This window comes from Thiocapsa roseopersicina (genome assembly GCF_900106925.1).
In the GTDB taxonomy this organism is placed as follows: domain Bacteria; phylum Pseudomonadota; class Gammaproteobacteria; order Chromatiales; family Chromatiaceae; genus Thiocapsa; species Thiocapsa roseopersicina.
The window spans coordinates 416,328-438,835 of record NZ_FNNZ01000001.1 but is presented as its reverse complement, the minus strand read 5'-3'; the positions used below and the strand labels follow the sequence as shown (position 1 = coordinate 438,835).

The 22,508-nt window shown below is 64.1% G+C and carries 17 protein-coding genes; 3 read left to right on the top strand and 14 right to left on the bottom strand.

Going from position 1 to position 22,508, the window contains the following annotated elements; all coding sequences use genetic code 11:
* Nucleotides 1-177: 177 nt before the first annotated feature.
* From lexA to BLV04_RS02025, 4 genes are all read right to left on the bottom strand, one after another.
* Nucleotides 178-813 (bottom strand): transcriptional repressor LexA, encoded by a 636-nt coding sequence (lexA, locus tag BLV04_RS02040; protein WP_093027579.1) that lies wholly within the window; start codon nucleotides 811-813, stop codon nucleotides 178-180.
* A gap of 250 nt (nucleotides 814-1,063) precedes the next feature.
* Nucleotides 1,064-4,354 (bottom strand): efflux RND transporter permease subunit, encoded by a 3,291-nt coding sequence (locus BLV04_RS02035; RefSeq protein ID WP_093027577.1) that lies wholly within the window; start codon nucleotides 4,352-4,354, stop codon nucleotides 1,064-1,066.
* 51 nt (nucleotides 4,355-4,405) lie between these two features.
* Nucleotides 4,406-5,752 carry an efflux RND transporter periplasmic adaptor subunit gene (locus tag BLV04_RS02030; RefSeq protein ID WP_093027575.1) on the bottom strand — a complete coding sequence of 449 codons (1,347 nt, stop codon included), beginning with the start codon at nucleotides 5,750-5,752 and terminating at the stop codon, nucleotides 4,406-4,408.
* Between the two features lie 111 nt (nucleotides 5,753-5,863).
* Nucleotides 5,864-6,232, bottom strand: a complete 369-nt coding sequence (locus BLV04_RS02025) for a hypothetical protein (protein WP_093027573.1) — start codon at nucleotides 6,230-6,232, stop codon at nucleotides 5,864-5,866.
* A 179-nt stretch (nucleotides 6,233-6,411) separates the two neighbouring features.
* Here BLV04_RS02025 and BLV04_RS02020 point away from each other — a divergent pair, with 179 nt between their 5' ends.
* Nucleotides 6,412-6,984 (top strand): carboxymuconolactone decarboxylase family protein, encoded by a 573-nt coding sequence (locus BLV04_RS02020; protein ID WP_093027571.1) that lies wholly within the window; start codon nucleotides 6,412-6,414, stop codon nucleotides 6,982-6,984.
* 72 nt (nucleotides 6,985-7,056) lie between these two features.
* Here the strand turns inward: BLV04_RS02020 and BLV04_RS02015 are convergent, their stop codons facing one another.
* From BLV04_RS02015 to BLV04_RS01995, 5 genes are all read right to left on the bottom strand, one after another.
* Nucleotides 7,057-7,923 (bottom strand): DUF7281 domain-containing protein, encoded by an 867-nt coding sequence (locus tag BLV04_RS02015; protein ID WP_217633635.1) that lies wholly within the window; start codon nucleotides 7,921-7,923, stop codon nucleotides 7,057-7,059.
* Nucleotides 7,911-9,131 (bottom strand): phosphoenolpyruvate carboxylase, encoded by a 1,221-nt coding sequence (locus tag BLV04_RS02010; protein ID WP_093027567.1) that lies wholly within the window; start codon nucleotides 9,129-9,131, stop codon nucleotides 7,911-7,913. The genes BLV04_RS02015 and BLV04_RS02010 overlap by 13 nt, the downstream gene beginning before the upstream one ends.
* A complete protein-coding gene (locus BLV04_RS02005) occupies nucleotides 9,128-9,769 on the bottom strand; it encodes a hypothetical protein (protein ID WP_093027565.1) in 642 nt (213 codons plus the stop codon). Before BLV04_RS02005 ends, BLV04_RS02010 begins: the two co-directional genes overlap by 4 nt.
* Entirely contained in the window at nucleotides 9,770-13,444 is a 3,675-nt protein-coding gene (locus BLV04_RS02000) for an ATP-binding protein (RefSeq protein ID WP_093027867.1), read from the bottom strand.
* A gap of 91 nt (nucleotides 13,445-13,535) precedes the next feature.
* Entirely contained in the window at nucleotides 13,536-16,229 is a 2,694-nt protein-coding gene (locus tag BLV04_RS01995) for a DNA phosphorothioation-associated putative methyltransferase (RefSeq protein WP_342721883.1), read from the bottom strand.
* A gap of 122 nt (nucleotides 16,230-16,351) precedes the next feature.
* Between BLV04_RS01995 and BLV04_RS01990 the strand changes: the two genes are divergently transcribed.
* The gene (locus tag BLV04_RS01990; RefSeq protein ID WP_093027563.1) at nucleotides 16,352-16,675 is read left to right on the top strand and encodes a nucleotidyltransferase family protein; all 324 of its coding nucleotides are present in this window, start codon (nucleotides 16,352-16,354) and stop codon (nucleotides 16,673-16,675) included.
* The gene (locus BLV04_RS01985) at nucleotides 16,662-17,024 is read left to right on the top strand and encodes a HepT-like ribonuclease domain-containing protein (RefSeq protein ID WP_093027561.1); all 363 of its coding nucleotides are present in this window, start codon (nucleotides 16,662-16,664) and stop codon (nucleotides 17,022-17,024) included. Before BLV04_RS01990 ends, BLV04_RS01985 begins: the two co-directional genes overlap by 14 nt.
* A gap of 122 nt (nucleotides 17,025-17,146) precedes the next feature.
* Here the strand turns inward: BLV04_RS01985 and BLV04_RS01980 are convergent, their stop codons facing one another.
* The 5 genes from BLV04_RS01980 to BLV04_RS01960 form a co-directional block, all read right to left on the bottom strand.
* Complete coding sequence (locus BLV04_RS01980; protein WP_093027559.1) at nucleotides 17,147-17,734, bottom strand: Uma2 family endonuclease; 588 nt, start codon at nucleotides 17,732-17,734, stop codon at nucleotides 17,147-17,149.
* 76 nt (nucleotides 17,735-17,810) lie between these two features.
* Nucleotides 17,811-18,269: a hypothetical protein gene (locus BLV04_RS01975; protein WP_175534447.1), complete on the bottom strand. Its 459-nt coding sequence runs from the start codon at nucleotides 18,267-18,269 to the stop codon at nucleotides 17,811-17,813.
* A 174-nt stretch (nucleotides 18,270-18,443) separates the two neighbouring features.
* Nucleotides 18,444-18,701: a UPF0175 family protein gene (locus BLV04_RS01970; RefSeq protein WP_093027557.1), complete on the bottom strand. Its 258-nt coding sequence runs from the start codon at nucleotides 18,699-18,701 to the stop codon at nucleotides 18,444-18,446.
* 240 nt (nucleotides 18,702-18,941) lie between these two features.
* Nucleotides 18,942-21,884, bottom strand: coding sequence for a DEAD/DEAH box helicase family protein (locus BLV04_RS01965; RefSeq protein WP_093027555.1), 2,943 nt, complete (start codon nucleotides 21,882-21,884; stop codon nucleotides 18,942-18,944).
* The gene (locus tag BLV04_RS01960; RefSeq protein WP_093027553.1) at nucleotides 21,881-22,480 is read right to left on the bottom strand and encodes a class I SAM-dependent methyltransferase; all 600 of its coding nucleotides are present in this window, start codon (nucleotides 22,478-22,480) and stop codon (nucleotides 21,881-21,883) included. Before BLV04_RS01960 ends, BLV04_RS01965 begins: the two co-directional genes overlap by 4 nt.
* Nucleotides 22,481-22,508: the final 28 nt, after the last annotated feature.

The following is a 22,508-nucleotide window of genomic DNA, read 5'->3' as shown; positions in this document are numbered from 1 at the left end:
AGTGGAACGGTGCAGAGATTCCGAGGGTCCGAGATCATTTTTCGTTGTCGTGGTCGTGGTCGTGGTCGTGGTCGTAGTCCTATCGATAGTCGATTACGACCACGACCACGACAACGAACGGTCTCGACACATCTGTCGTGCTGCACTTAGGAAGCACAATCGACGGCCGGCTTCCCCTCAATCGAGATAACGACGCACCTCGATCACCCGCCCCAACACCTGAAGCGTATCCGGGTCCGGCGTCATCACCGCGTAATCTGGGTTTGCCGGATGCAGCTCGATCCGCTCGCCGCGCCGCCGCAGACGCTTGATCGTCGCCTCCTCGCCTACCAGGGCGACGACGATCGCGCCGTCCTCGACGCTAGGGAGACGCCACACGATGACGATGTCGCCGGGCAGGATGCCGGCGTCGCGCATGCTCTCGCCGCGCACACGCAGGCCGAACAGCTCCTCGTTCGCGCCGACGCGGTCCGACTGCACCGGGAGATAGCCTTCGAGGTCCTCGACCGCCAACCCGAAGGCGCCGGCCGCAACGCGGCCGAGCAAGGGGACCAACCGCGGCGGCGCGATCCGGTCTTCACCGGTCACAAGCACCGCCGAGTCGGCGAGCCGATAGCCCCGCGACCGACCCGACTGCTTGTCGAGGCGACCTTCGGACACCAGCGCCTCGAGATGCGCACGCGCGGTCTGCACGGAGCGAAAACCGAACGCCTCCTGGACCTCCCGCACGGTCGGCGGTTGGCCGGCCAGGAGCCGTTCGCGCATGAGCTGGAACACCTGCTCGCGCGTCTGTCCGGTCGGTGTTCGACCCATCACATCACCCTCGCTCGGTCGGGGAATCCCGTGAACGATTTATAGCATACATTTGTATGTTAAACCGCGCCTGGTGCGGTATGCTTCGTTTTTTGGATTGGCTTGGCCGCGCCAGCTCCGACAACTGTCGGAGCTGGCGCGGTTTAAGGTTTTAAAAAATATTAAATTTTAAACCGCGTCCCCAAAAAGGTCGGGGGAATCCTCAAGCCCGACACAACATGAGAATCACGCATGTCGCTCTGGACGCGGTTTATGCGGAGCGAATCGCCTGTCGGTGTCGGATGAGGAAGAGGGCCGGGATGACGAAGAGGCTCAGCAAGGGTGCCGTGATCATGCCGCCGACCATGGGTGCCGCGATGCGTCGCATCACCTCCGAGCCCACCCCGGCGCCCAGGATGATCGGCAGCAGACCGGCAAAGATGGTGGCGACGGTCATCGCCTTGGGCCGAATCCGCATGACCGCGCCTTCGATGATCGCGCCGAGCAGGTCGGCTTCGTCCCGGAGCCGGCCCTCTTCGCGCCGCTGCTTCACCGCATTGTCGAGATACACCAGCATGATGACGCCGAACTCGGCAGCGACCCCGGCCAGCGCGATAAACCCGACGGCAACCGCCACCGACAGGTTGTAGCCCAGCAGATAGATGAGCCAGAAGCCGCCGACCAACGCAAAGGGCAGCGAGAGCATCACCAGCAGGGCCTCGGCGGTCGAGCGGAAGGTGAGATACAGCAGTAGGAAGATGAGTGCCAAGGCGACCGGCACCACCTGCATGAGCTTGGCTTGGGCGCGCAGCATGTACTCGTACTGGCCGGACCAGGCGATCGAGTAGCCGGGCGGCAGCGCGACCCGATCGCGCACCACGGCTTGTGCATCGGCGATATAGCGCCCGAGATCGCGTCCGCGGATATCCACGAAGACCCAGCCGTTGAGACGCGCGTTCTCGCTGCGCAGCATGTCTGCCCCGTCCACGACCACCACCTCGGCGATCTGCCCGAGCGGGATCTGAGCACTGGTCGGGGTGACGATGGGCAGCTCGCGCAGCTTCTGCAGATCATCGCGCTGCTCGCGCGGGAACCGCACGCTCACCGGATAGCGCTCCAGCCCCTCCACCGTCCGGGTCACGGTGACGCCGCCCAAGCCGGCCGCGACGATCCGGTTGATGTCCCCGATGTTCAGACCGACGCGGGCGGCCGCCACCCGATCCGGTCGGATCTCGATGTAGCGACCCTGTGCGGCCCGCTCCGAATAGGCCGAGGCGGTCCCCTCGATCTGCATCAAGGCCTGCTCGACCTCGCCGCCGATGCGCTCGATCTCGGCCAGATCCGGACCCGAGATCTTCACCCCGAGCGGGGTCTTGATGCCGGTGGCCAACATGTCGATGCGCGTCTTGATGGGCATCACCCAGGCATTGGCGAGGCCGGGGATGTCGACCAGCGCATCCAGCTCGGCGATCAGTCCATCCAGGGTCATCCCCTCGCGCCACTCCTCGCGCGGCTTGAACTGGATCAGGGTCTCGATCATGGTCAGCGGGGCCGGATCGGTCGCGGTTTCCGCTCGGCCGACCTTCCCGAAGACCCGCTCGACCTCCGGAAGACTCGCGATCAGGCGATCGGTCTGGCGCAACAGCTCGCCCGCCTTGCCGATCGAGATCCCGGGCAGGGTCGTCGGCATGTACATCAGATCGCCCTCGTCGAGCTCGGGCATAAACTCCGATCCGAGCCCCAGATGCCACTCGCCCAGGACCGGCACCCCGCTGAAGGTTGCTTGCCAGACGCTCGCAAGGTCGGCTTGCCAGCCTTCGATCCGCGCCTCGGCGTCTCGGTGAGGTCCTTGCTCGACCACGAGACCGACCGCCTGGAACGGCCATTTCAAAGGCGCCAGCAGACCGCCCACGCCGGCCAGCGGGATCAGTGTGCTGAAAAGGATCAGGACAGACAGGCCGACGACGAGATAGGGACGGCGCAGCACGCCGTTCAACAACGGCCGGTAGGCCCGGATCAGAAACCGGTTCAGCGGATTGGCGTCCTCGCGCGGGATACGTCCGCGGATCAGATACCCCATGAGCACCGGGACCAAGGTCACGGCAAGCCCCGCGGCGGCCGCCATGGCATAGGTCTTGGTGAAGGCCAGCGGCGAGAACAGACGTCCCTCCTGAGACTCGAGCGCGAAGACCGGCAGGAAGCTCACGGTCACGATCAGGAGCGAGAAGAAGAGCGCCGGGCCCACCTCGGTCGCGGCCTCGCCGATGACCTGCCAATGCCGCTCGAGGCTCAGATTCGGCCCGGCACGCTCCAGGTGCTTGTGGGCGTTCTCGATCATGACGATGGCCGCATCCACCATGGTGCCGATCGCGATGGCGATACCGCCGAGCGACATGATGTTGGCGTTGATGCCTTGCGCATTCATGATGATGAAGGCGATGAGAATGCCCAAGGGCAGCGAGACGATCGCCACGAAGGCCGAGCGCAGGTGGAACAGAAAGATCAGACAGACCAGGGCTACGACGATGAGCTCCTCGATCAGTTTGCTCTTGAGGTTGTCCACCGCGGCGAGGATCAGCTCGGAACGATCGTAGGTCACGAGGATCTCCACGCCCTCGGGCAGCCCGGCCCGCAGGTCGTCGAGCTTCGACTTGACGGCGGCGATGGTGGCGAGCGCATTCTCGCCGTAACGCATCACGATGATGCCGCCGGTGATCTCGCCCTCGCCGTCCAGATCCGCGACCGCTCGGCGCATCTCGGGCCCGATCTGCACCCGCGCCAGGTCGCGCAGCAGCACCGGGGTTCCGGCCTCCGTCACATCCACCGGGATGGTCTCGATGTCCTCCACGCCGGTGAGATAGCCGCGGGTGCGGATCATGTACTCCGCCTCGCCGCGCTCGATCACCGAGCCGCCGGCCTCCTGATTGGCATCGCGCACGGCATCCGAGACACGCGAGAGCGGAATCCCGAAGGCGCGCAGCTTCTCCGGATCCACCACGATCTGATACTCGCGCACCATGCCGCCGACGGTCGCGACCTCGGCGACGCCGGGCACGCTCTGCAACTCGAACTTGAGGAACCAGTCCTGCAGGCTGCGCAGTTGCGAGAGGTCGTGCCGGCCGCTGCGATCCACCAGCGCGTAGCTGAAGACCCAGCCCACGCCGGTCGCGTCCGGCCCAAGCCTCGGCTGCACACCCTCAGGCAGCGAGGCCGCCGCCTGATTGAGATATTCCAGGACACGCGAGCGCGCCCAATAGAGATCCGTGCCGTCCTCGAAGAGGATATAGACGAAGCTGTCCCCGAAGAAGCTGTAACCACGCACGACCCGAGCCCCGGGCACGGCGAGCATGGTCGTCGTGATGGGATAGGTGACCTGCTCCTCGACCACCTGCGGCGATTGCCCCGGGAAGGTCGTGCGCACGATCACCTGCACGTCCGAGAGATCCGGGATGGCATCCAACGGGGTCTGTTTCAGTGCCGCGATGCCCCATGCCGTGAGGAGTATCGCCGAGAGCAGCACCAGGAGACGATTGCGCAGCGACCAGAGGATGACCTGTTTCATTGCGGCGTTCCGGGGGCGGCCATCTGACGGCGATCCGAACGCGGTCGCTGGCTAGTGGGTCGCATGTGCACCTCCGGGCGTCTCGGAGCTTTCCGTCCCCGCTGCGTCTCCGGCGGGGAAACGCATGAAGCTCGCCTGCAGGCTGGATTCGGAGTCGATGAGGAACTGCCCCGAGAGGACGATTCGATCGCCCTCCGCGAGCCCGGAAAGGATCTCGACCTCGCCCGCACGCTCCATTCCGGCGACGACGTCGACCGGCTGAAAGCGCCCCTCCTCGACGACCCTGACCACGGTCGCGCGCTCGCCGGTGACGATCATGGCCTCGGCCGGGATCTTGAGGACGTCGTGCTTGGGTCCGCCGTAGATGATGACGTCGGCGAACATATTCGGCTTGAGCGCCAGATCGGAATTGTCGAAGACCAACCGCACGCGCAACGTCCGGGTTTTCGGATCGAGCTCGGGGTAGAGATAGTCGACCCGCCCTTCCCAGACCTTTCCCGGACGTGCCGGAACCCGGATCTCCGCGGGCAAGCCGCGAGCCAGCCAGTCGATCTGGGCCTCGAAGACATCGACGATGACCCAGACCCGACTGAGATCGGCGATGGTGAACATCTCGGTCTCGGGTGTGACATACATCCCCTGGCGTGCCATCAATCCGGTGACGATGCCGTCGATCGGGGCACGGATCGGCAGCCTGTTGCGCGGTTCGCGTTCCTGCTGGATATCTCGGATCACATCCTCGGGGATGTCCAACACACGCAGCAGATTGCGGGCTTTGTCTGCTTTGACCTGAGACACGCCGCTCGGCTGCGGCTCCAGTGCCTGAAGGAAATCCACCTGAGCCGAGAGCATCGCCGGCGCATAGATCTCGGCGAGATCCTGACCCTTGGTGACCCGCTCACCCTCGGCGCGCAACTTCAGATCCTCGATCCAACCCTCGGCACGCGGATGGATGTGCGCAAGACGCGTCTCGTCGAACTCCACCCGCCCGACCGTGCGGATGTACTTCCAGAGTGTCCCGCGCTCCACCGTTCCGATGCGCACGCCCAGGTTCTGCATCACCGCGGGACGCAGCACGACCTCCGGGTACTTTCCGACCATGGGATCCATCGTCTTCTTCACCAGATCCATGCCGCAGATCGGACAGCTCCCCGGCTCATCCCGCACGATCTGGGGATGCATCGGGCACACGTACTTGGGGTCGAGATGCTTGAGCGCGTGCTCCATGGCCGACTCGCGGGGGACATCCGCCGAGTCCTCGGCCTCGACGGAGATCGAGGACGGGGGCTCGGCCGCGCCGCAGCCGGTCAAAAGACCAACCGCAAGCAGCAAGGCCGAGAATCGGATCCAACGCCGCCGCAAGCAGGCCAGCCCTTTTGTTCGATCGGAAATAAACATGCTCGTCGCCTCCGACGCGGATGACGGATGCCGCCCGGAACAGGTATCGAACCGAAGAAGGCCGCAACAGGGTGCGGTCGACGGAGGGCTCGAGGCCGAGTCGGCCGAAGTTTAGGCGAGGTGACGTCGGGGCGGACGGATGCGCCCCTCGGGGAAGAAACGGTAGAAATAAACGTCCGATCCGACTTCAGGAACGGAGACGGACAGGGCCGGACGTGTCGGATCCGAAGAGGGCGCGACCTGCAGGGCACCGAGGGCATAGGCCAAGGCGCACTTCGCGCAGTCGAAGGGGGAATCGTCTCCGTCTCCGGGCATGGCTTGCGGATCGCCTTGGGAGAGGGATGAGCCGTGCATGGGACAGCTATCGCCGAGCTCGGCCACATGCTCGCAGGGCAGCGCGACACGCGACCATGTCTGCGCTTGGAATGCCAAGAGACAGAAAAAGATCAGAAAGGCGGTGGCGGGATGAGCGCGACGCATTGAGTGAATATGGTCCCGGCACGACAATCGCGCAAGCGAGATTGCGATTGCCGCTCGAGTCGGTCGCCACGGAAGAACCTCGCCTCGGATGCGTCGGCGCATGCTGCAACGCACCATTTACGGTACAATAGTTGCTAATTCTCTAACGTTCTTTCACGCATCCATCGGCAGTAGCGAATATGAGCAGTCCCGACAACTTCAAACAGTCACTGACCCGCGCCCGCGAGTACGGTCTCGAAGAGTTTCTCGAGATCATCAGCGAGATGTCTCAGGTCAGTACCCGCAAGGGGATCATCGATCGGAAAAACAAAGAGCTGATCACTTTGGGTATGGCCCTGACGAAGCAGTGCAGACGCTGCATCGACATCCACACCAAGGAGGCCATCCGCCTGCACGTGATGCCCGGCGAGCTCACGCAGGTCCGCAAGATCGCACTCTTTCTCAAGGCGAGCCCGCGTGAAGGCGGCGAGATGTGGGACTCCTGGGAGGATTCCTGGCGCGAATACGTCCTCGGCCGCGGACCGATCCAGCATCATGTCCGCGAGCTGATCGCCCTGGGCATCGCATTGGTGGAGCAGCGTCGCGACCATATCCACCTACACGCCCGTGCCGCGCGCGATTTCGGTGCAGCGCCGGAGGAGATCTTCGAGGTCATGCCCATCGCCCTGCTGATGGACGGCGCCCCGGCCTTGTCGCAAATCCCCCATCTCGTCGACGCACTCGACGGCCCTCCCCTGGCGATGAGCGCCTAAGCAACGTCCCTGCACCGCTCGGCGAGCCCTCGCCGAGATGTGCAGCGGATGAGGCCGGACGCCGAGGCGGATTCAACTCCAGTGCTGACGCGTCCCCGGGATCGAGCCGATCTCACCCAGAGAAATCCTGCGCAGCTCGGATCCGAACGCCAGCATATGCTGCTGCTTGAGGCTGATCCGAGCCGCTTTCATCGCATCCCAGACGGCTTGCCAACCACCCAGATCGGCGTTGCCCAGATGACGGGCCTCACGGTGCTGCCTGGCGAAATGCTCCGGGCTGCCTTTGGCCACTAAGGCCTCGCTCAAAACGGGGACAAGCAGGGAATCGGCACGGGGCAAGCTAAGGGCGATGAGCAGACCGGACGGATCCCAATCGGGAAAAACCGTGACGGAGACGTGCTCCGGCAGAACGGAGAGCAGGTTGCGGGTACCTCGCGCCAATCCACCGTGGCCGCGATAGAGCACCAGCGCATCCGCCAGCTCGGCGGGCGAGCGGAAGGCGTGCCAATCGTCGAAGCTGTCGAGGTTTTCGATGACCACGACCTGACCGATGGCGTCCGGGTTCAGGCCGGAGACGGGCACGCGCACACTCAGGTCGGATGCGAGCTGCGGCAGGGGTTCGGGCAGGCGACCCTTGACCAGGACATAACGATCGTCGGGGCGCTCGCGGGCGATCTTCTCGTCGATCGCGTCGGACGCGACCTCGCGCCGATTGCCTTGCGGAACCCCCTCCAACGGATCGAAGCCCCACGCCGACCGACACTGCTCGCGCAGCAGTCGGCGTTGCTCGGCATCGAAAGAGAGGTGCCGGTCCCGCGGCTCTCCGATCTCGAAGCGCCGGTGGATCTGCTCCCAGACCGCCGATCGCGGCACCTTCTCAAGACGCTCTCGCAGCAATCGATGGACCGCCTGCATGTGGCGTCTGCTCAGGCCAGCCACAGACGCAGATCCCGAATGATGAAGTTGCCGCTGTAGAGCGGATGGACCTCGCCGATCGTCTCCAGCTCGAAGTACCGCTTCTGCTCCTCGGGCAGACCCTCGTAGCCGCCGAGCACCTGGTACAGCCAGCTCTCGGCGTCATTGGACAGGGACTGGCGGTCGCGATAGTCCAGGGCCGAGAGCGGCTCGCCGCTGTCGATGACCTCGCAGAAATAGGCATCCACGGCAGCTCGGATTGCGCTGCTGCGCACCTCGAAGTCATCCGGCACGGTCAACGTCAGGGCCGGTGCGTCGGCGAGGGCTTGAGCCCTCGATTCGCGCGGGTGCAGGGATCGGACCTTCGCCAGCAGGGCCAGCAGCTCGGCCTCCCGGGTCGGATCATGTAGACTCAGACTCGCCGGGGCCAACGCGGGTGCGGCGCGGTTGAACAGCGCCGGGATGGCGCTGCCGGCGGCGTGGGGACCCACCTGGTACTCCGGGTGCTGGTTCAGGTGCAGCAGCCAACCCTTGATCAGCCGGGTGCGCCCGCGGATCTCGCGGAAACGTCCCAGGAGCTCCAACAGCCGGCCCTGCACGATGCTCAGCTCTTGGGCACAGGAACCGATGGTGCGCTGCAGGTTGGTCACCAGCAGATGACGCAGCTCGCGTAGATCGCCGGCAGTCTCGGCGAGCACCTCGAAGTTGACCAGCTCCAGCCCGGCGAGCAGCGCGCTCACCTGGGACTGGGCCAACTCGTTCTCGCGAATCTTGGCATCGAGCGTTCCGACATACCCGAACTCGTTGTTGATGCGGCTCCAGAGCACCCGGATACCGTGGCTCAGGGTCTCGCCGAAGGCATAGACGTGCTCCTTCAGGTCGGCCAAATAGGCCTCGGCGGCGGCGTAGTCGCCTTGGTGATGGGCCTCCTTGTAATGCTCGGCGAGTGTCTTGAAGCTCGCCAGCGCCGAGCCGGTGTTGGCATCGATACGGCGGTTGCGGTCGTCGCGCAGGGCCTCCTCGAGCAGCGCCCGCACCGCGCGACGCAGGTGCAGATCGGCGCCGGGCTCTGGACGATAGAGGATACCGTCCTTGAGCAGGCGCTCGCGCACGCCGGGTTCGAGCGCCTGATCCGCGATCGATCCGGACAGATAGGCGTCCATGATGGGCTCGGCATGGCGGGCGAGCCCGCGCAGTAAGCGCAGCCCGGCCTCCTTGAGATGGTCGCTCACAGCAACTGCCCCTGAACGGCGGACTCGGCCTGGTCCTCCAGGTTCAGACCCTCGGCGTCGTCGATGAAGCGGATGACCTCGTAGAGATAATCCAGCTTGCCGGTGGCCAGATAGATCTGTTTCTCGGTATTTGGACGGATCAGGTAGCGCAGATCGCAAAGCCTACTGAAGACCTGCTTGATCTGGCGATCGACATCGACGCTTGTCGAGTAGAACAACCGATGACTGCAGAGGTGGCTCAACTGCTCGCGGAAGGCCGGCGTATCTTCGATAACGGTTTGCAGCTCGTTCAGTCGAATCGGCATGCCTTCGGTCAAGGGCGCGTCCTGTCCGGCCGCATCCTGCACCAGCACCAACCATTCGACCAGCGGCGTCAGGGCCTGGCAGATGTCGCGAAACTGCTCGCTGATCTTTTTGCGCTCGGCATCGCCCAGAGCGCGGTAGCCGCAGAAGAACACCTCGCTGTCCGGGCCGGTGCCGATCGTGGCCACCAACCGGTTGAGCTGCCCGAGATAGGCGTCCACCTGCTCGCGATTGGCCGGGATGCGCAAAAAGCGCCAGCCGTCCTCGTTGGTGGTGCGGCAGATGAAGTCGCCATCGAGCAATCGCTCGATAACCTGTCCCTTGGTCGACAACATCTAAACCACCTCCATTGTCCGGCGTTCACGCAGCTTGGCCTCAATGGGATCCGGGCGCGGTTTGACGATCTGGAGCTGGCGGGTCTGCTTGTCGACGATATAGCGGTTGGCGAAGAGTCCCAAGACCTCGGAGTCCGGGTTGGGAAAGGCGCCGAGCACACGGATGTTGTTGCTGGTGCAGGCGTCGAAGATCTTCTTCACGTTCTGGTGGTGCAGTGTCCCCAGCTCGTCGATCGGCCAATGGATGGTGACGGGCGCGCCGCCGCGCAGCAGCCGGGTGAAGGCAAGCAGGAACTTGCAGAGGATCAGATAGGCCATGCCGTGGCTGGAGGATTCGTTGAGCTGGCGGTCGGTGCGGATCACCAGATCGCTGTGGCCCTCGCGCAGGCGCAGCTCGATCTCCAGCAGCCCGGCCACACCCCCGCTCAGGGCCGAGCGGCCGATGATGTCCAGTGCCCGGCGCAGGCTGCCGATGTAGTCCTCGCCGGGCAGGCCGTTGAAGTCGTCCGCGCGCCAGGCCTGGAAGGCGGCGATGAAGGCGCCCAGATCCGGCCAGAACTCCAGCTCCCCGATGCGCGAGCGGATCCGCACCGCGGAGTCCGAAACGCCGTCGAGACACAGATCCTCGCTGACCTCGCGGGTGATGCGCGCGCTCTGCGCGGCGATACGTCGATCGATATCGGCCAGGACGTCGTAGTAGTTGTTGAGGTCCAGACCGAACAACCGGCCCTGCTCGCGCAGGGCCGTCAGGCTCTGAGGCACCATCAGGGTGAGCAGCTGCTCCAGGTGCGGCACCAGCTTGCGGTGATCCAGGCGGCGGATCCCCTGCTCGCCGACCAGCAGGCTCTCCTCGCGGCCGCGCTCCCAGAATTCGGCCAGGCTGGAGCCGGACTGACCGGCGATCAGCGCGTCGAAACGCTCCACATGCGCCTTGACCGCACCCAGGGTCTGCTCGCGACGGCACAGCAGCTCGTCGCCGAGACGCAGACGCTCGTCGATCTCGCCCTCCGGCGGCGCGTCGTCGCGGGGCAGCTTCAGAGCGCCGAGTCGACCGAGCAGGCCCTTGAGCCGACCCAGCTGCGCCTCTGCCTCGTCCTTGCGACGCCGGGCATGCTCCCGGCCCTCCGTCAGTCGGTCGCGTTCGCGTTTGAAGTCGCCGGTGACGGACTTGAGCTCTTGATCGCGTGTCGCGAAGCGGCGGCGGCTGTCGTCCAGCTCGGCTTGGAGTTTCGGTTTGCGTGTCATCCAGCTGAGCCGGAACCAGTCGTCGTACTCCCGCACCTCCGCGCGACGCCGCTCCGCGCTTTGGATCTGCGCGTCCAAGGCGTCGATCTGTTTTCTTAGTCCTCTGATGCCCTGCTCATCCACGCCACGTAACTTGAGCTCGCCGTTGAACCAGGCGGTACAGGCATCCAGCTCGGTCTTGGCCGTGCGCTTGCTCTCGTCCATGGATTCCTGCAACTGCGCAAGCTCGAGGTCCAGCCGCGCGATGACCTCCTGCCAGTGTGCCTTGAGCTCCAAGTCTGCGACGCCGTGTCTGGCCTGGAGGTCGTCCAGCCACTGTCGGTGCTCGCCGGCGAGCTGCCGCGTCCGTGCCTCCAACTCGGTCAGTTGCTTGCGCGCAGCGCTCTTGCGTTCGCGTAGCGCCGCGTCGAGCTGTTCCTGCCGGGCACGCCGCTCGTCCTTAAGGCGGTGTCGATCGTCACGCGCGCTTCGCTGTTTGGTGCAGGCCGGGGTCATTGCACGATGCTGCTCCTCGAAGGTGGCGGTGAGCTCGCTCAGGGCCTTTTCGGCGGCCTGCTTTCGATTCTCCGCGTCCGTCAGCGCATCCTCGGCGAGTTCCAGGCGCCGACGCAGATCCGTCTCGGACGCGGCATGCTCGGGCGGATCGATGACCGAGAGATCCAGGCGCACGCCGAAGAGCGCTTCCTGCGTCGGCTCGATCAACGCCGGCTTCAAATCGGCGCGCTGCAGGAGGGTCGGCTCGATCACCCGGCCGAGTTGCTCCTCCCAGCCCGGCTGCTCGCTGCGCAGAAACTCCAGCAGACTGTGCCGGCCGGGATAGAGCAGGCGCTGAACATCCTCGCGCTGCGCCTGACGTTGGCCGACCCGCCGACCGGCCTCGCGCAAGGCGGCATCCGCGTCATCGCGTCGTCGGCGCAGCGTCTGCGCGCGGCCTTCCAGCTCACGCACCCGGACATCGGTGGCCTCGACCTCGGCCTCGGCATCCTCCAAACGCTGATCGAGGATCGCCAGTGAACGGTTCTCCTCCTCGGTGAAGCCGGCGCTCCGGATCCAGACGTCCAGACGCTCGCGTTCGAGCGCGTACTGACCCTCTTGCTTTCGAAAGGTCTCGATGCCGCTCTCGCGCTCCTGGTGCCGGCGCTGCGTCAGGGCTTCGAGCTCGCTGTTGCGCTGTTCGACCCGGGCGGTGCGCTGCTCGCCAAGAGCGGTCTGCTGATGACGCAACTGGTCCAGCCGATGCTCGCGCTGCTCCTTGATCGCGTCGCAGCGTTCCAGGTAGGCCTGCTTGACATCCTGATGCTGCTCGGTAAGCAGACGATAGCGCGCGCGAAGGTTGTCCAGCTCGTCGCTCCAGACCGGGATCTTGTCCAGATCGGCACGCGCCTGCTCGATATCGGCGGCCAGAAAGACCTGGTACTGCTGCTCGATCTGCTTGAGTTCGTCGTCGGCACGGCTGATCTCGGCGCGCGCGGCGGAGAGATCCAGGTTGAGCCCGTCGCAGCGTTGCCTCCAGACCTCTTCCTGCTTTTTGAGGGCGAAACCGGCCTGCTCGATGGCCGCGCCGCTCTCGCCCCGGATCTGCTGCAGCCGGGGCTCGTCGATCCGGTAGCCCCGCAGCAGACCGCCGAGGCGCCGCTCGCAGTCCAGCAGATCCTGGTAATCGCGCTCCAGCTTCTCGAAATCGGGACGCAGCGCATCGAACCCCTGCACGAGCTGGCTCTCGCGAATCCAGGTCTCCACCTGCTGGGACTTGAGCTGCGAGGTCGGCGGATTGACGCCGTCTTCTTCGAGAATGGCGGCAATCATGGAACGCACGGTCTCCATCTTGCCCTCCCGCGAATGTACGGCCTGGGCGAGCTTCTCGATATGACGCAGCGAATGCCCCGTCTCGCAAAGCGAGAACTGCCGGGCCAGCGCGCGCAGCTCGCCGCTGTTGCCGCGCGCGGCAAGCTGGCCGCGATCGTTCTGCAGGATGGCGCGGTACTCGCGGGTATTGAGCAACCCGCTGACGGTCACGCCGGTCTGCTTGAGCTGCCGGCCCACCTCGGCCATGCCGAGACAGATCAAGGTGTCGCCGGGGCGGGCGCGGGTGTAGTCGCCCAGATCGAACACCTTGCGGATCAGACGATAGGCGACACCCTTGCCGTCCGCCGCTGCAGCCAGCACAGCCTGACAGGGCTCGCCGTCCAGGCTCAGGTATTCATAGACGATAAAACTCTGCTCGGTAGGCAGGTACCAACGCTGGAAGCTGTCGCGGGTAGCGGGCACGACACGGCTTGGATACTCGCCGTAGAACACCGGCACCAGCCGCTGCAGGGTCGTCTTGCCGGAGGCATTGGTGCCGCAGATATTGGTGTGGTCGTCGACGCGAAGCTCGACGACACCCTGCAGATGCGTGTTGATGAGAATGATGCGATTCAGGCTAGGCATGCGGATCTTTCCGTGAAACGGCGAGTTGTGCCGAACGGCAGCGACGATCACTCGGCATGCTACACGGTCGTCGTTCCTTTCCCGGAATCGCTTAAACGACCGACGACCGCATCCGGCACCGCGACATCCGATCGATCGGCACGCACTTGGGCACCAGCCGACCGCTTTTCCCCGGCAGCATGAACACCACCTGACGGCTGTGCTCGGGTCCATAGCTCACATGGATCGGTTTGTCGTCGCCGTAGAAGTACAGCCGATCGAAGGGCGTCTCGGCGACGACCCAGCGCGCCACCTCGAGCATGTTCTCGTCCTCGACCAGAAAATCCGCCGCGGCGCCTAGACGCGGGCAGATCGGGCGCCCCAGACGATTGACCTCATGGGCGGCATGCTGATCGCGCTTAGGATCGATGCGACCTGCAATCGCCTTGGCCAGGGGCGCCGAGCAAAATCCGTAAGTCAGCCGGATCATGCCGAAATACTCGATCACGGGATCCAGGATTTGCGTGGCCAGATCGCACAACGCCGTGTAGCTCTCGGGCTGCTCCGGACGGTTGGCGAGACCGGTTGCGGCCTGCGTCTCGCCGCACTCGATCAATTGACGGTAGGTGAGAAAACGCCCGCAGGGCGCGTCCGGGTCCGGAAGGGTCCGAGACCGCACCAGGGCATTGTCTTCGATCGCCCAGCGCTGGCTCTCCAGCAGCGCATCGAATACCGCCGGCGCCGGGCCGTATCCCGACGCGGGCAGCAACCCCAGCGCATCGAGCGACTCGTCGAAGGCGAGCTGCTCCGGATACCCCTCGTACTCCTCGTTCAGATAACGCGCCTTGCGATACAGATACGGCGGCTCAAAGTCCTCGCCATAGGCAAAGTAATCGATATCCTGCTCGCGCAGCTTGATTTTGACCCGCTCGACCATCCGCGGCAGCGCCCTGCCGTCGAAATCGTCATACCGCATCAGGCTCACCTTGCCCGAGCCGATGTGGATCTTCACCAGATCCGCCTCCCGGATATCGCCGTAGAGCATCGACGCGGCGCCGACATACACCCGCAAAAGCGCCGGGAGCTGCTCGACCAATCGACTGTGCAGTTGCAGCGAGGCGCCCGGCTCCAGCCACCCCAGACCATGCTCGGCGGCCGATCGGCAGGCGGCGGCGATCGCTTCGGTGTCGGCGATCCGGAAGAGCTGCACGCGACCGGCCTCAAACGCCGCCGGGTAGTCGCCGAAGAACGCTTTGATGTCGCGCTGCAATCCCGCGTCCAGATGCTTGTAGGCGCGACGTCGACTGAACTGCTGAAGCGCGAGATAGACCTCCAGGTCGGCAATGCGCGCATGCTCGGCCTCGGCCAGGGCAGCGTCCACGACGTCCTGTCCCTTCTGCTCAGCGAGGAAACGCATGGCCTTGCCGAGACTGCCGAAGCCCTCGATCAAGGGCAACAGGTCATCCACCTCGCTCTTGTCCGGCGCTCGACCCAGACGCAGCCAGGTCTCCCAAAGGCGCTCCAACGGCTCGCGATAGACGTCATAGCGCTCCGCCGCGCGATCGCGCCGAGCCGGCCGCTCGCGAGGGATCGGCGCAGGGCGCGTGCTCGGCACCCTGAGCCGGTTGCGCCGACGGCTGTAACGCTCGACCAGAAACCGCTGCTCCGCCTCCTTGTCGCGAAACACATAGAGCACGCCCGGCGCGACCGGGATCGGCTCCTCGTCCAGCACCTGCTCCAGATACGCCTTGATCTCGGACTGGGTGTAATAGCGCTGGAAGGTGCCGCGTTGGGTCATGACGCCGTCTCGGAAACGCTCCCCGCGCGGATCGTTCTGATTGGCGAGCATGACCGACACAACCAACAGCCGCTCGGCCAGCGACCAGGCCCGCGTCAAAGCCACAAGCCGCTCGTCGAAGTCCTCGATGACGTTGATCACGAAACCGAGGTTGACGATATCGGCCGATGCGATCGGCTCCTCCGACGCGAAATAGGGATCCCATCCGGATGCGGTCAGTCCGTTCTCGCGCAAGCCGCGCACGTCGTCGCCGCGCCCACAGCCGTAGTCGAAGAGACGATAGCGGCCATCCAGGAATCCATGCCGGGCCAGCGTCTGCACCGGTGCCGAGAAGCCGTAACGGACCATCGCGGTGCGATGTCGAGCCGCCTCCCAATCGAGCGCGCCGCCGAGTCCGACGACGTCGCGAAGCAAGACGCCGCCCTCCCCCGCTTCGGGCGAGGCGAAGTCCCCGTCGGCAGCCTCGCCCGCGAGACCGTCGAGATTGCCGATCGGGACCAGCGTGTGACCGTCGATCCGGTAACCGGCATCCGCGACCAGCGCCTCCCACTGACGCCGATAGCCAATACGCTTGGGGTCGTCGAACAGACCGATCGACTCGGCCTGCTCGGTCAAGGCGACATATTCGGTTCGGCCCGGATAATCGCCCGGCAGCAAGAGCTCCTTGCGATGCAGGATGGGTGGATTGAGCGAGTCGGCATAGGTGCGATAGCCCGTCTCGCCGGTTGTGCGATCCACACGCCAGCTCTCCTTCAGGGCCGGGAAGGGGTTCTCGAAAAAGTCCGGATAGCTGAGGAAGGCCACCTCGGAGCCGTCAGCGGCAACGCGCACGACATTGAAATCGGGCTCGATCGACACCCGAAGCATCTCCAAAGCCGTCGCCACCGCCTCGATCAGCTCGGCCTCGGACTGCTCGAGCAGGGTGCGATGCAGATAACGGCGCCCCGCGATTGTCTTGCCTGCGCTCATCGGGTTCTCAAGGCGCACCGGCCGTGTCGACCTGATCATCGGTTCGATCCATCTGTTTGGAATCCTCGCCGCACATGAAGTCGAGCGCTGTTGGACGCAGTTCCCCTTCGGGCGTTAGCATGCCGTCACGATCAGATTCGGAGTTGTTCACCGCACCAGCCATGAGCGCTTCCCGCCAACAGCCAGTGACCAGCAAAGGCGACCTGATTCACCGTCTGAGCATCAACGAGCCGTCATTACGCCGTTTCGGGGTGCAGCGCTTGGGCCTGTTTGGATCCTTTCGACACAATCGGCCGACCCCCTCGAGCGACGTGGACCTCTACGTCGAGTTCATACCGGGTCAGGCCACTTTCGATCATTTCATGGACCTGAGCTTTTATTGCGAATCCATGCTCGGGCGCCGTGTGGAAATCATCACACCGCACAGTCTGAGCCCACATCTAGGGCCTCATATTCTGAGGGACATCGAATATGTCCTTGGATGAACTGGCTTACCTCAAGCATATGCTCGACGAGGCCCGCTACCTCCAAGATAAGACGGCGGGCCTCGACCGCGGGTCCTTTTTCACCGATCCCACACTGCAACGGGCCTTTGTACGTAGCCTGGAAATTATCGGCGAGGCGGCCAAACACGTCCCGGAATCATTACGCACCCGCCACCCGACTGTTCCCTGGCGCGCGATGGCCGGGATGCGCGACCGGGTCATCCACGACTACTTGGGAGTGGACTATGGAATCGTCTGGGATGTTGTGGAGAACAAGATCCCGGAATTGCAGCAGAACCTCGAACACATACTTACGTTGGAATCACGAGATCCAGATCCGGCGTCTTGAGCATATCATCCCGAATCGCCATCGTCCCCGACCATGGCGACGATCCGCAGGCGCTGCTCATCCGGGCCGGTCTCGCCATGTACCGAGCCAAAGCCGCCCAAACGTGCGCCAGGATCCCGTGCTCACGTTCTGATCCGTCTCGAGGTGTCCGGCCAGCAGATTTCGAGTCCATCGATCACGCCGACCGGGGTCTGTCCTTCCAAACCCTGAACGTCCGGCTTCCCGTAGGCGCCGTCCGCACCGAGCCGATAGATGGTCAGCACGCGATCGATCGGGTGCAGCAACCAGTATTCGCGCACACCATGACGCTCGTAGAGTGCCCGCTTACGGACTTGGTCATGGACTGCACTCGACGACGAGAGGATTTCGACGATCCAATCCGGCGCTCCGCGGCAACCCTTGGCGTCGAGTTTGTGCGAATCGCAGATCACGGCGACATCGGGTTGCACGACCGTCTCGACCCGAGCGTCGGCCTCGTCGTTCTTCGGCAGACGGACGTCGAATGGAGCGACATAAACCCGACAGCCGCTGCCCGCCAGCTTGGGGTGGATCTGCGCGACCAACTCGACGACAAACTCCTGATGCAGTCGCGTCGGCGCGGGCGCCATGGCGAAGGCCTCGCCGTCGATGAGCTCCCAACGTTCATCCTCGGGCCAAAGACAATAGTCTCCGTAGTTGAAAGAACCGGTTTTGGGTACGGCTCGAGGCATGAGAGTCTCTCGGTTGCAACCTCATCAACGCAGGATAACCTTGATCATAACGCCGGCCAGCAGCGATCTGTAGACATCAGCACGCCACCAATTGCCGAGCAAGCCACGCGAGCAGTTCCTGCCGGCGCTTCATCCCCAATCGCTCGATCCGCGCCATAATCTCGTCCATGCTCATCTGATCGTAATGCGCGTCCAGCGCCTCCAAGAGCGGTGTGAGCACGGCATGCTCTTCCGGCGAGAGCGTCTTGGGCGGGTTTTGCAGGTCCTTTAAAATGGCTTCTGTCCGATGCTTGTCGAGTGCCCCGATCTCCTCGATCTCGGGAAGACCTCGGCGCCAGACCTCGATGCGCGTCTGCCGAGCCTGCCCGTCAAGGGTCGCGATTCGCAGCCTCAGCATCTCAAGGAGTTGCTCGATCACTTCACGGGCTTCGGTCGACAGATAGCCGGGGGCTGCGTTGAGCTCCGACTCGACCCGAGCACAGCCATCGCGGGCGAGTGTCGGGATCTTGTCCGTGAGCGCACGACGGGGGCTCATCCATTCGGCGGAGCGCCGACGCGCGGCGTCGATGCGTTCAGCGCCGAGCCCCTGATACACCGAGGCCAGACCCCAGGCGGGATCGATCTCGGGGCACTGCGGTGGGCCAAGGTGACGACGTCAAAGGGATTGGCCGAGGACTTGAGTTCCGTGCGGCGTGTCAGTGGACTGGTATTAGTGATGAGGCTGTGCATGCAATTGCTCCAACTCATCAAGCTCAGCGGATAATGGAAAAACGTGATACCGGTCCAGAGACATTAGGAACTGAACACGCGACAGGCCCGCAAGCTCGGCAGCGCGACCGGATGTCAGCCGTCCGAGCTCGTAGAGCTTGATTGAGGTGAGTAGGAGTAGCTCGCGCGAAAAGCTCGCTGCGTCCGTCTTCTCGGCAACAAGGATGTCTTCAGGAACTTCAATGATTAGCTCTGTCATCGGACTTTGCTCTGGTGTCAGCTTTTCGGAATAGGGTGCAGGATCGCAGACGGCATTGCTCGTGACTCCGGCCATCGTGGCAAGTAGCGCTGAGCGCCGCGGGCATGCGTGACATCGCAGAGCGGGTGTCGCGAGCTACTGAAACTTCGGGTGGCAGGTCTTAATGAGCGATGCCTCGCAGGCATCCGAACGCTCGTCCGAGGTTGTAAAAGCGTCGCGCCGCGGCGACGCCGCTGGAGGTCAGGACAAAGAAGCGAGATCAAGGATATCCACCGGGTCAACGACCGCCCTCAATCTCGCCAATGGCCGCATCTCCTCGTCCGCCTCGATTTCCGGATAGTCCGGGTGATTGGCCTTGAGTCGATAGCGGCCGTCCGCCGTCTTGATGATACGACGCAATAGATACTGATCCTCGCCGGCGTCGTGACGCTCGACGGCAACCACTTGTCCGTCGAGGGTACCGGCGTGAGTCGGTGCAATCCGCTCCAACAGAAGGTAGTCGCCATCGTGGATCGGTCGCGATCCGCCGTCCATGGAGTGACCGACGGCGCGCGCGACGAAATCGCGTGCGGGATCGAGGCGGCCGTAACCCTGATCGGCAAAGGCGCAACGTTGCTCGGAATCGCCGCGACCTCGCCGAAAATGGCCGCAGGCGATGCGAAGGTCCGGATAGTACGGGAGCTCGACGCGTGCCGGAGTCGCCGTGGTCGGCCGCGAGAAGGGCAGCACGCGCGCCGATTCGGTCGATTGCACCTCAGTCCGCTCCGAAGCCTCTTCGCCGGTCGAAGCCTTGGTTAGACGCGGCTCGTAGGCCGCAAATCGGTAGTCGACCAGCTCTCGAACCATGGATTGGAATGAATCGAGATCCTCGCCGGCCACATAGAATGTCGGAAGGAAGCGACCTTCGCGGATCTCGAACCAGGCCCGGCTCTGTCCCGAACGGTTGCCCCCGGTCCATGCGTTGATGGGGTTGGCTCGCCAGTAACGCAGCCATTGGCCGGCCTTGGCGTCGTCCAGATCCTGCAAATCCGTTCGGAGATCCGGGATGAAGCGACGTCTCCGCTGGAAGACAGTACGGGCGTGCTCGGCCAGTTCTTCGACCGACAAGGGCTGACGAAAGCCGTCGTGGTCCAGGAGTGATTCCAGCAGCACGGCTTTGAAGCTGCGGGTCATGGCCGTGGTCTCGACCTCGCGGAGGAAATCAGCTTGCCGTTCGAGGCAGCGTGTCTCCTGCGTGTCGAGATCGTCCTGATCCAGCAACAACGCGAACCATTGACCGTGGAGCCGTCGCAGTTCCAGCATGCTCGATCCGCTGCGGTAAAACTCAGCGACGGTCGGACGGCGGCCGAGAGATTCTCGCAGAGCCTGATAGTCGGATGTCGGTCCTCGTCCTTGAAGGCGCGCGAGGAAATCGATGATGGCAAGATCGTAGGTCGCAAAGCAGCCAGGCGGCAGAGGAAGATCGCCGTTACGCGCCTTGCGCGCGAAGTCCGCCAGCGCGGCGTAACCCGACCCCACGTCGAAGAGCGCCTGTGGTTTGTTGAGAAAGCCTTTGTGATTGCCGATGAAGTCCAGCACGACCAAGTGATCCTTGTCCGGTGCTCGCCGCAGTCCGCGGCCCAACTGCTGGAGGAACAGGACCTTCGATTCCGTCGGGCGCAGCATCATGACCGTATCGATGGCCGGTAAGTCCACGCCCTCGTTGAAGAGATCCACCGAAAAAATCACTTGGAGGTCGCCCCGTTCGAGCTGCTCCAAGGCGGCGCTGCGATCGAGCGAGGAACCCTGATAGACCGCAGAGGCGCGGATGCCCTCTTTGCGGAAGCGCTCTGCCATGAAATCCGCATGACGTCGCGAGACGCAGAACGCCAGGGTCCGGCTTTGGCCCTTCTCCTGCCAATGTGCCAAGGCATGGCGGGCTCGCCCGAGGGTCGCGAGCTTGCTCGAGAGCGCCTCGGGATCGAAGCGACCGTTGCGCCAGGGAATCTCCTGATAGTCGACAGTCTCGTCGTAGATGCCGTAATAGCGGAACCGGCACAAAAGCCCCAACGTGACCCCGTCGAACAGGTTGCGGCCGTAGACCAGGTTGTCGTCGCACAGACTCAGGATGTCCGACTGATCCGTTCGCTCGGGGGTTGCGGTCAGGCCAAGCAGGAAACGCGGCCGGAAATGACCGAGCAGCCGCCGATAGGTCGGCGCCGCGGCGTGATGGAATTCATCGACGACGACATACTCGAAGTGATCCGGTGCGAACCGCTCCAGATGACGCGACTGCCCGAGCGTCTGAACCGAGGCGAACAAGAGGTCCACATCGGCATCCTTGCGCTCGCCGGTATAGCGCCCGACACGGCGACCAGGTTGAACCAGCTGAAAGCTCGACTCGGCTTGGAGCAGGATCTCCTCGCGATGGGCTACGAAAAGAAGTCGCGCAGGGGACATGCGTTCGCTGTCGAAGGCGGCCAAGAAGGTCTTGCCGAGACCGGTCGCCATGACCACCAAGCCGCGCCGATAGCCGGCGGCGCGGGTCGCATCGAGTGCCGCTAGCGCTTCGAGCTGGACCTCGTTCGGCATAGGTCGCGGCGCCTCCGGCTCGTCCCAATCCGGGAAAACCGGCAGGTGACGAAGCTTCGAGCGACGCTCGTCATAGCCATCGATCCAGGCATCATCGAGCCGACAAACCCGAGGATGGACGATCAGCGACTCGAACTCGGCGCAGATCTGGTTGAGCGGTCCACCACCCGTCGATTCGGAATCCCCGACGCGATCGACCCGATAGTTCCACTCGAGTCCGTCGGTAAGCGCCGTGCGGCTGATGTTGCTGGAGCCGACGAAGGCGCAGCCCCAGACCTCGCGTCCGTCCTGCGTTTGGATGGTGATGTAGGCTTTGAGATGGAAGCTCTGGTCGCCGGATTCGAAAACGCGGATATCGGCACCGCGCTCGCCGAGCAGCATCAACCGACGCAGGGCTTGCGGCTCGGTGACGTCGAGGTAGTCACTGGTCAGGATGCGCAAACGTGCGGTGCGGAATTGAAGGGCGTCGGCAAGCGCGTCGAAGATGAGTGCCAGTCCGCTCGACTTGATGAAGGCGACCGCGAGATCGATCCGATCGGCGCGCCGGATCGCTTCCAGCAGGTGAGGGAGGAAAGGGTCGCGCCGACCGCCGGTCGCGAGATACCCGCTCATGCGTCGTCTTCGAGCCGGAGCACGCTATTGAGCCAACGCTCGGATTCGCGGCCGGGGCGTCGGTCGGATGTCACCCAGGATTCGACCTCGACGAACAGGCCGACTTGATCAAGCAGATCGGCCAAACCGGCTTCGTCGAGATCGGTGAAATGACGCCCGTTGCGCACCTGCTCGCCACGCCCGTATTTGAACGAGGCATAGAGGATTCCGCCCGGCTTCAGGGCACGGCCAAGTCGGCGCATGACATCGGGCAGCTCGGCGGTCGGCACATGCAGGAGGCTTGCACAGGCCCAAATCCCGTCGAAGGCTTCCCGCCATGCGATCTCCTGGAAACGCAGCACAGCGACTGGTGCGCCCGAATGCGCCTCGGCGACGGCCGCCATGGCGGGAGAGGCATCGAAGGCCGTGACCTGAAAGCCGCTCTCGGCAAAGGCGCGCGCGTCCCGGCCCGAGCCACAACCTGCGTCGAGAATCCGGGCGTTGGCGTGCAGACGCGGAAGGAAGTGCGCATAGAGCGGCGCCATGTCGACCGCTTGGGTGTCGAGCACGAAGGTTTCGGCTTGATCCCTGTAGTAGCTCAGGGTTTCGTCGTTCATGGTGTTGTCGCACGTCTTCGTAGCGGAT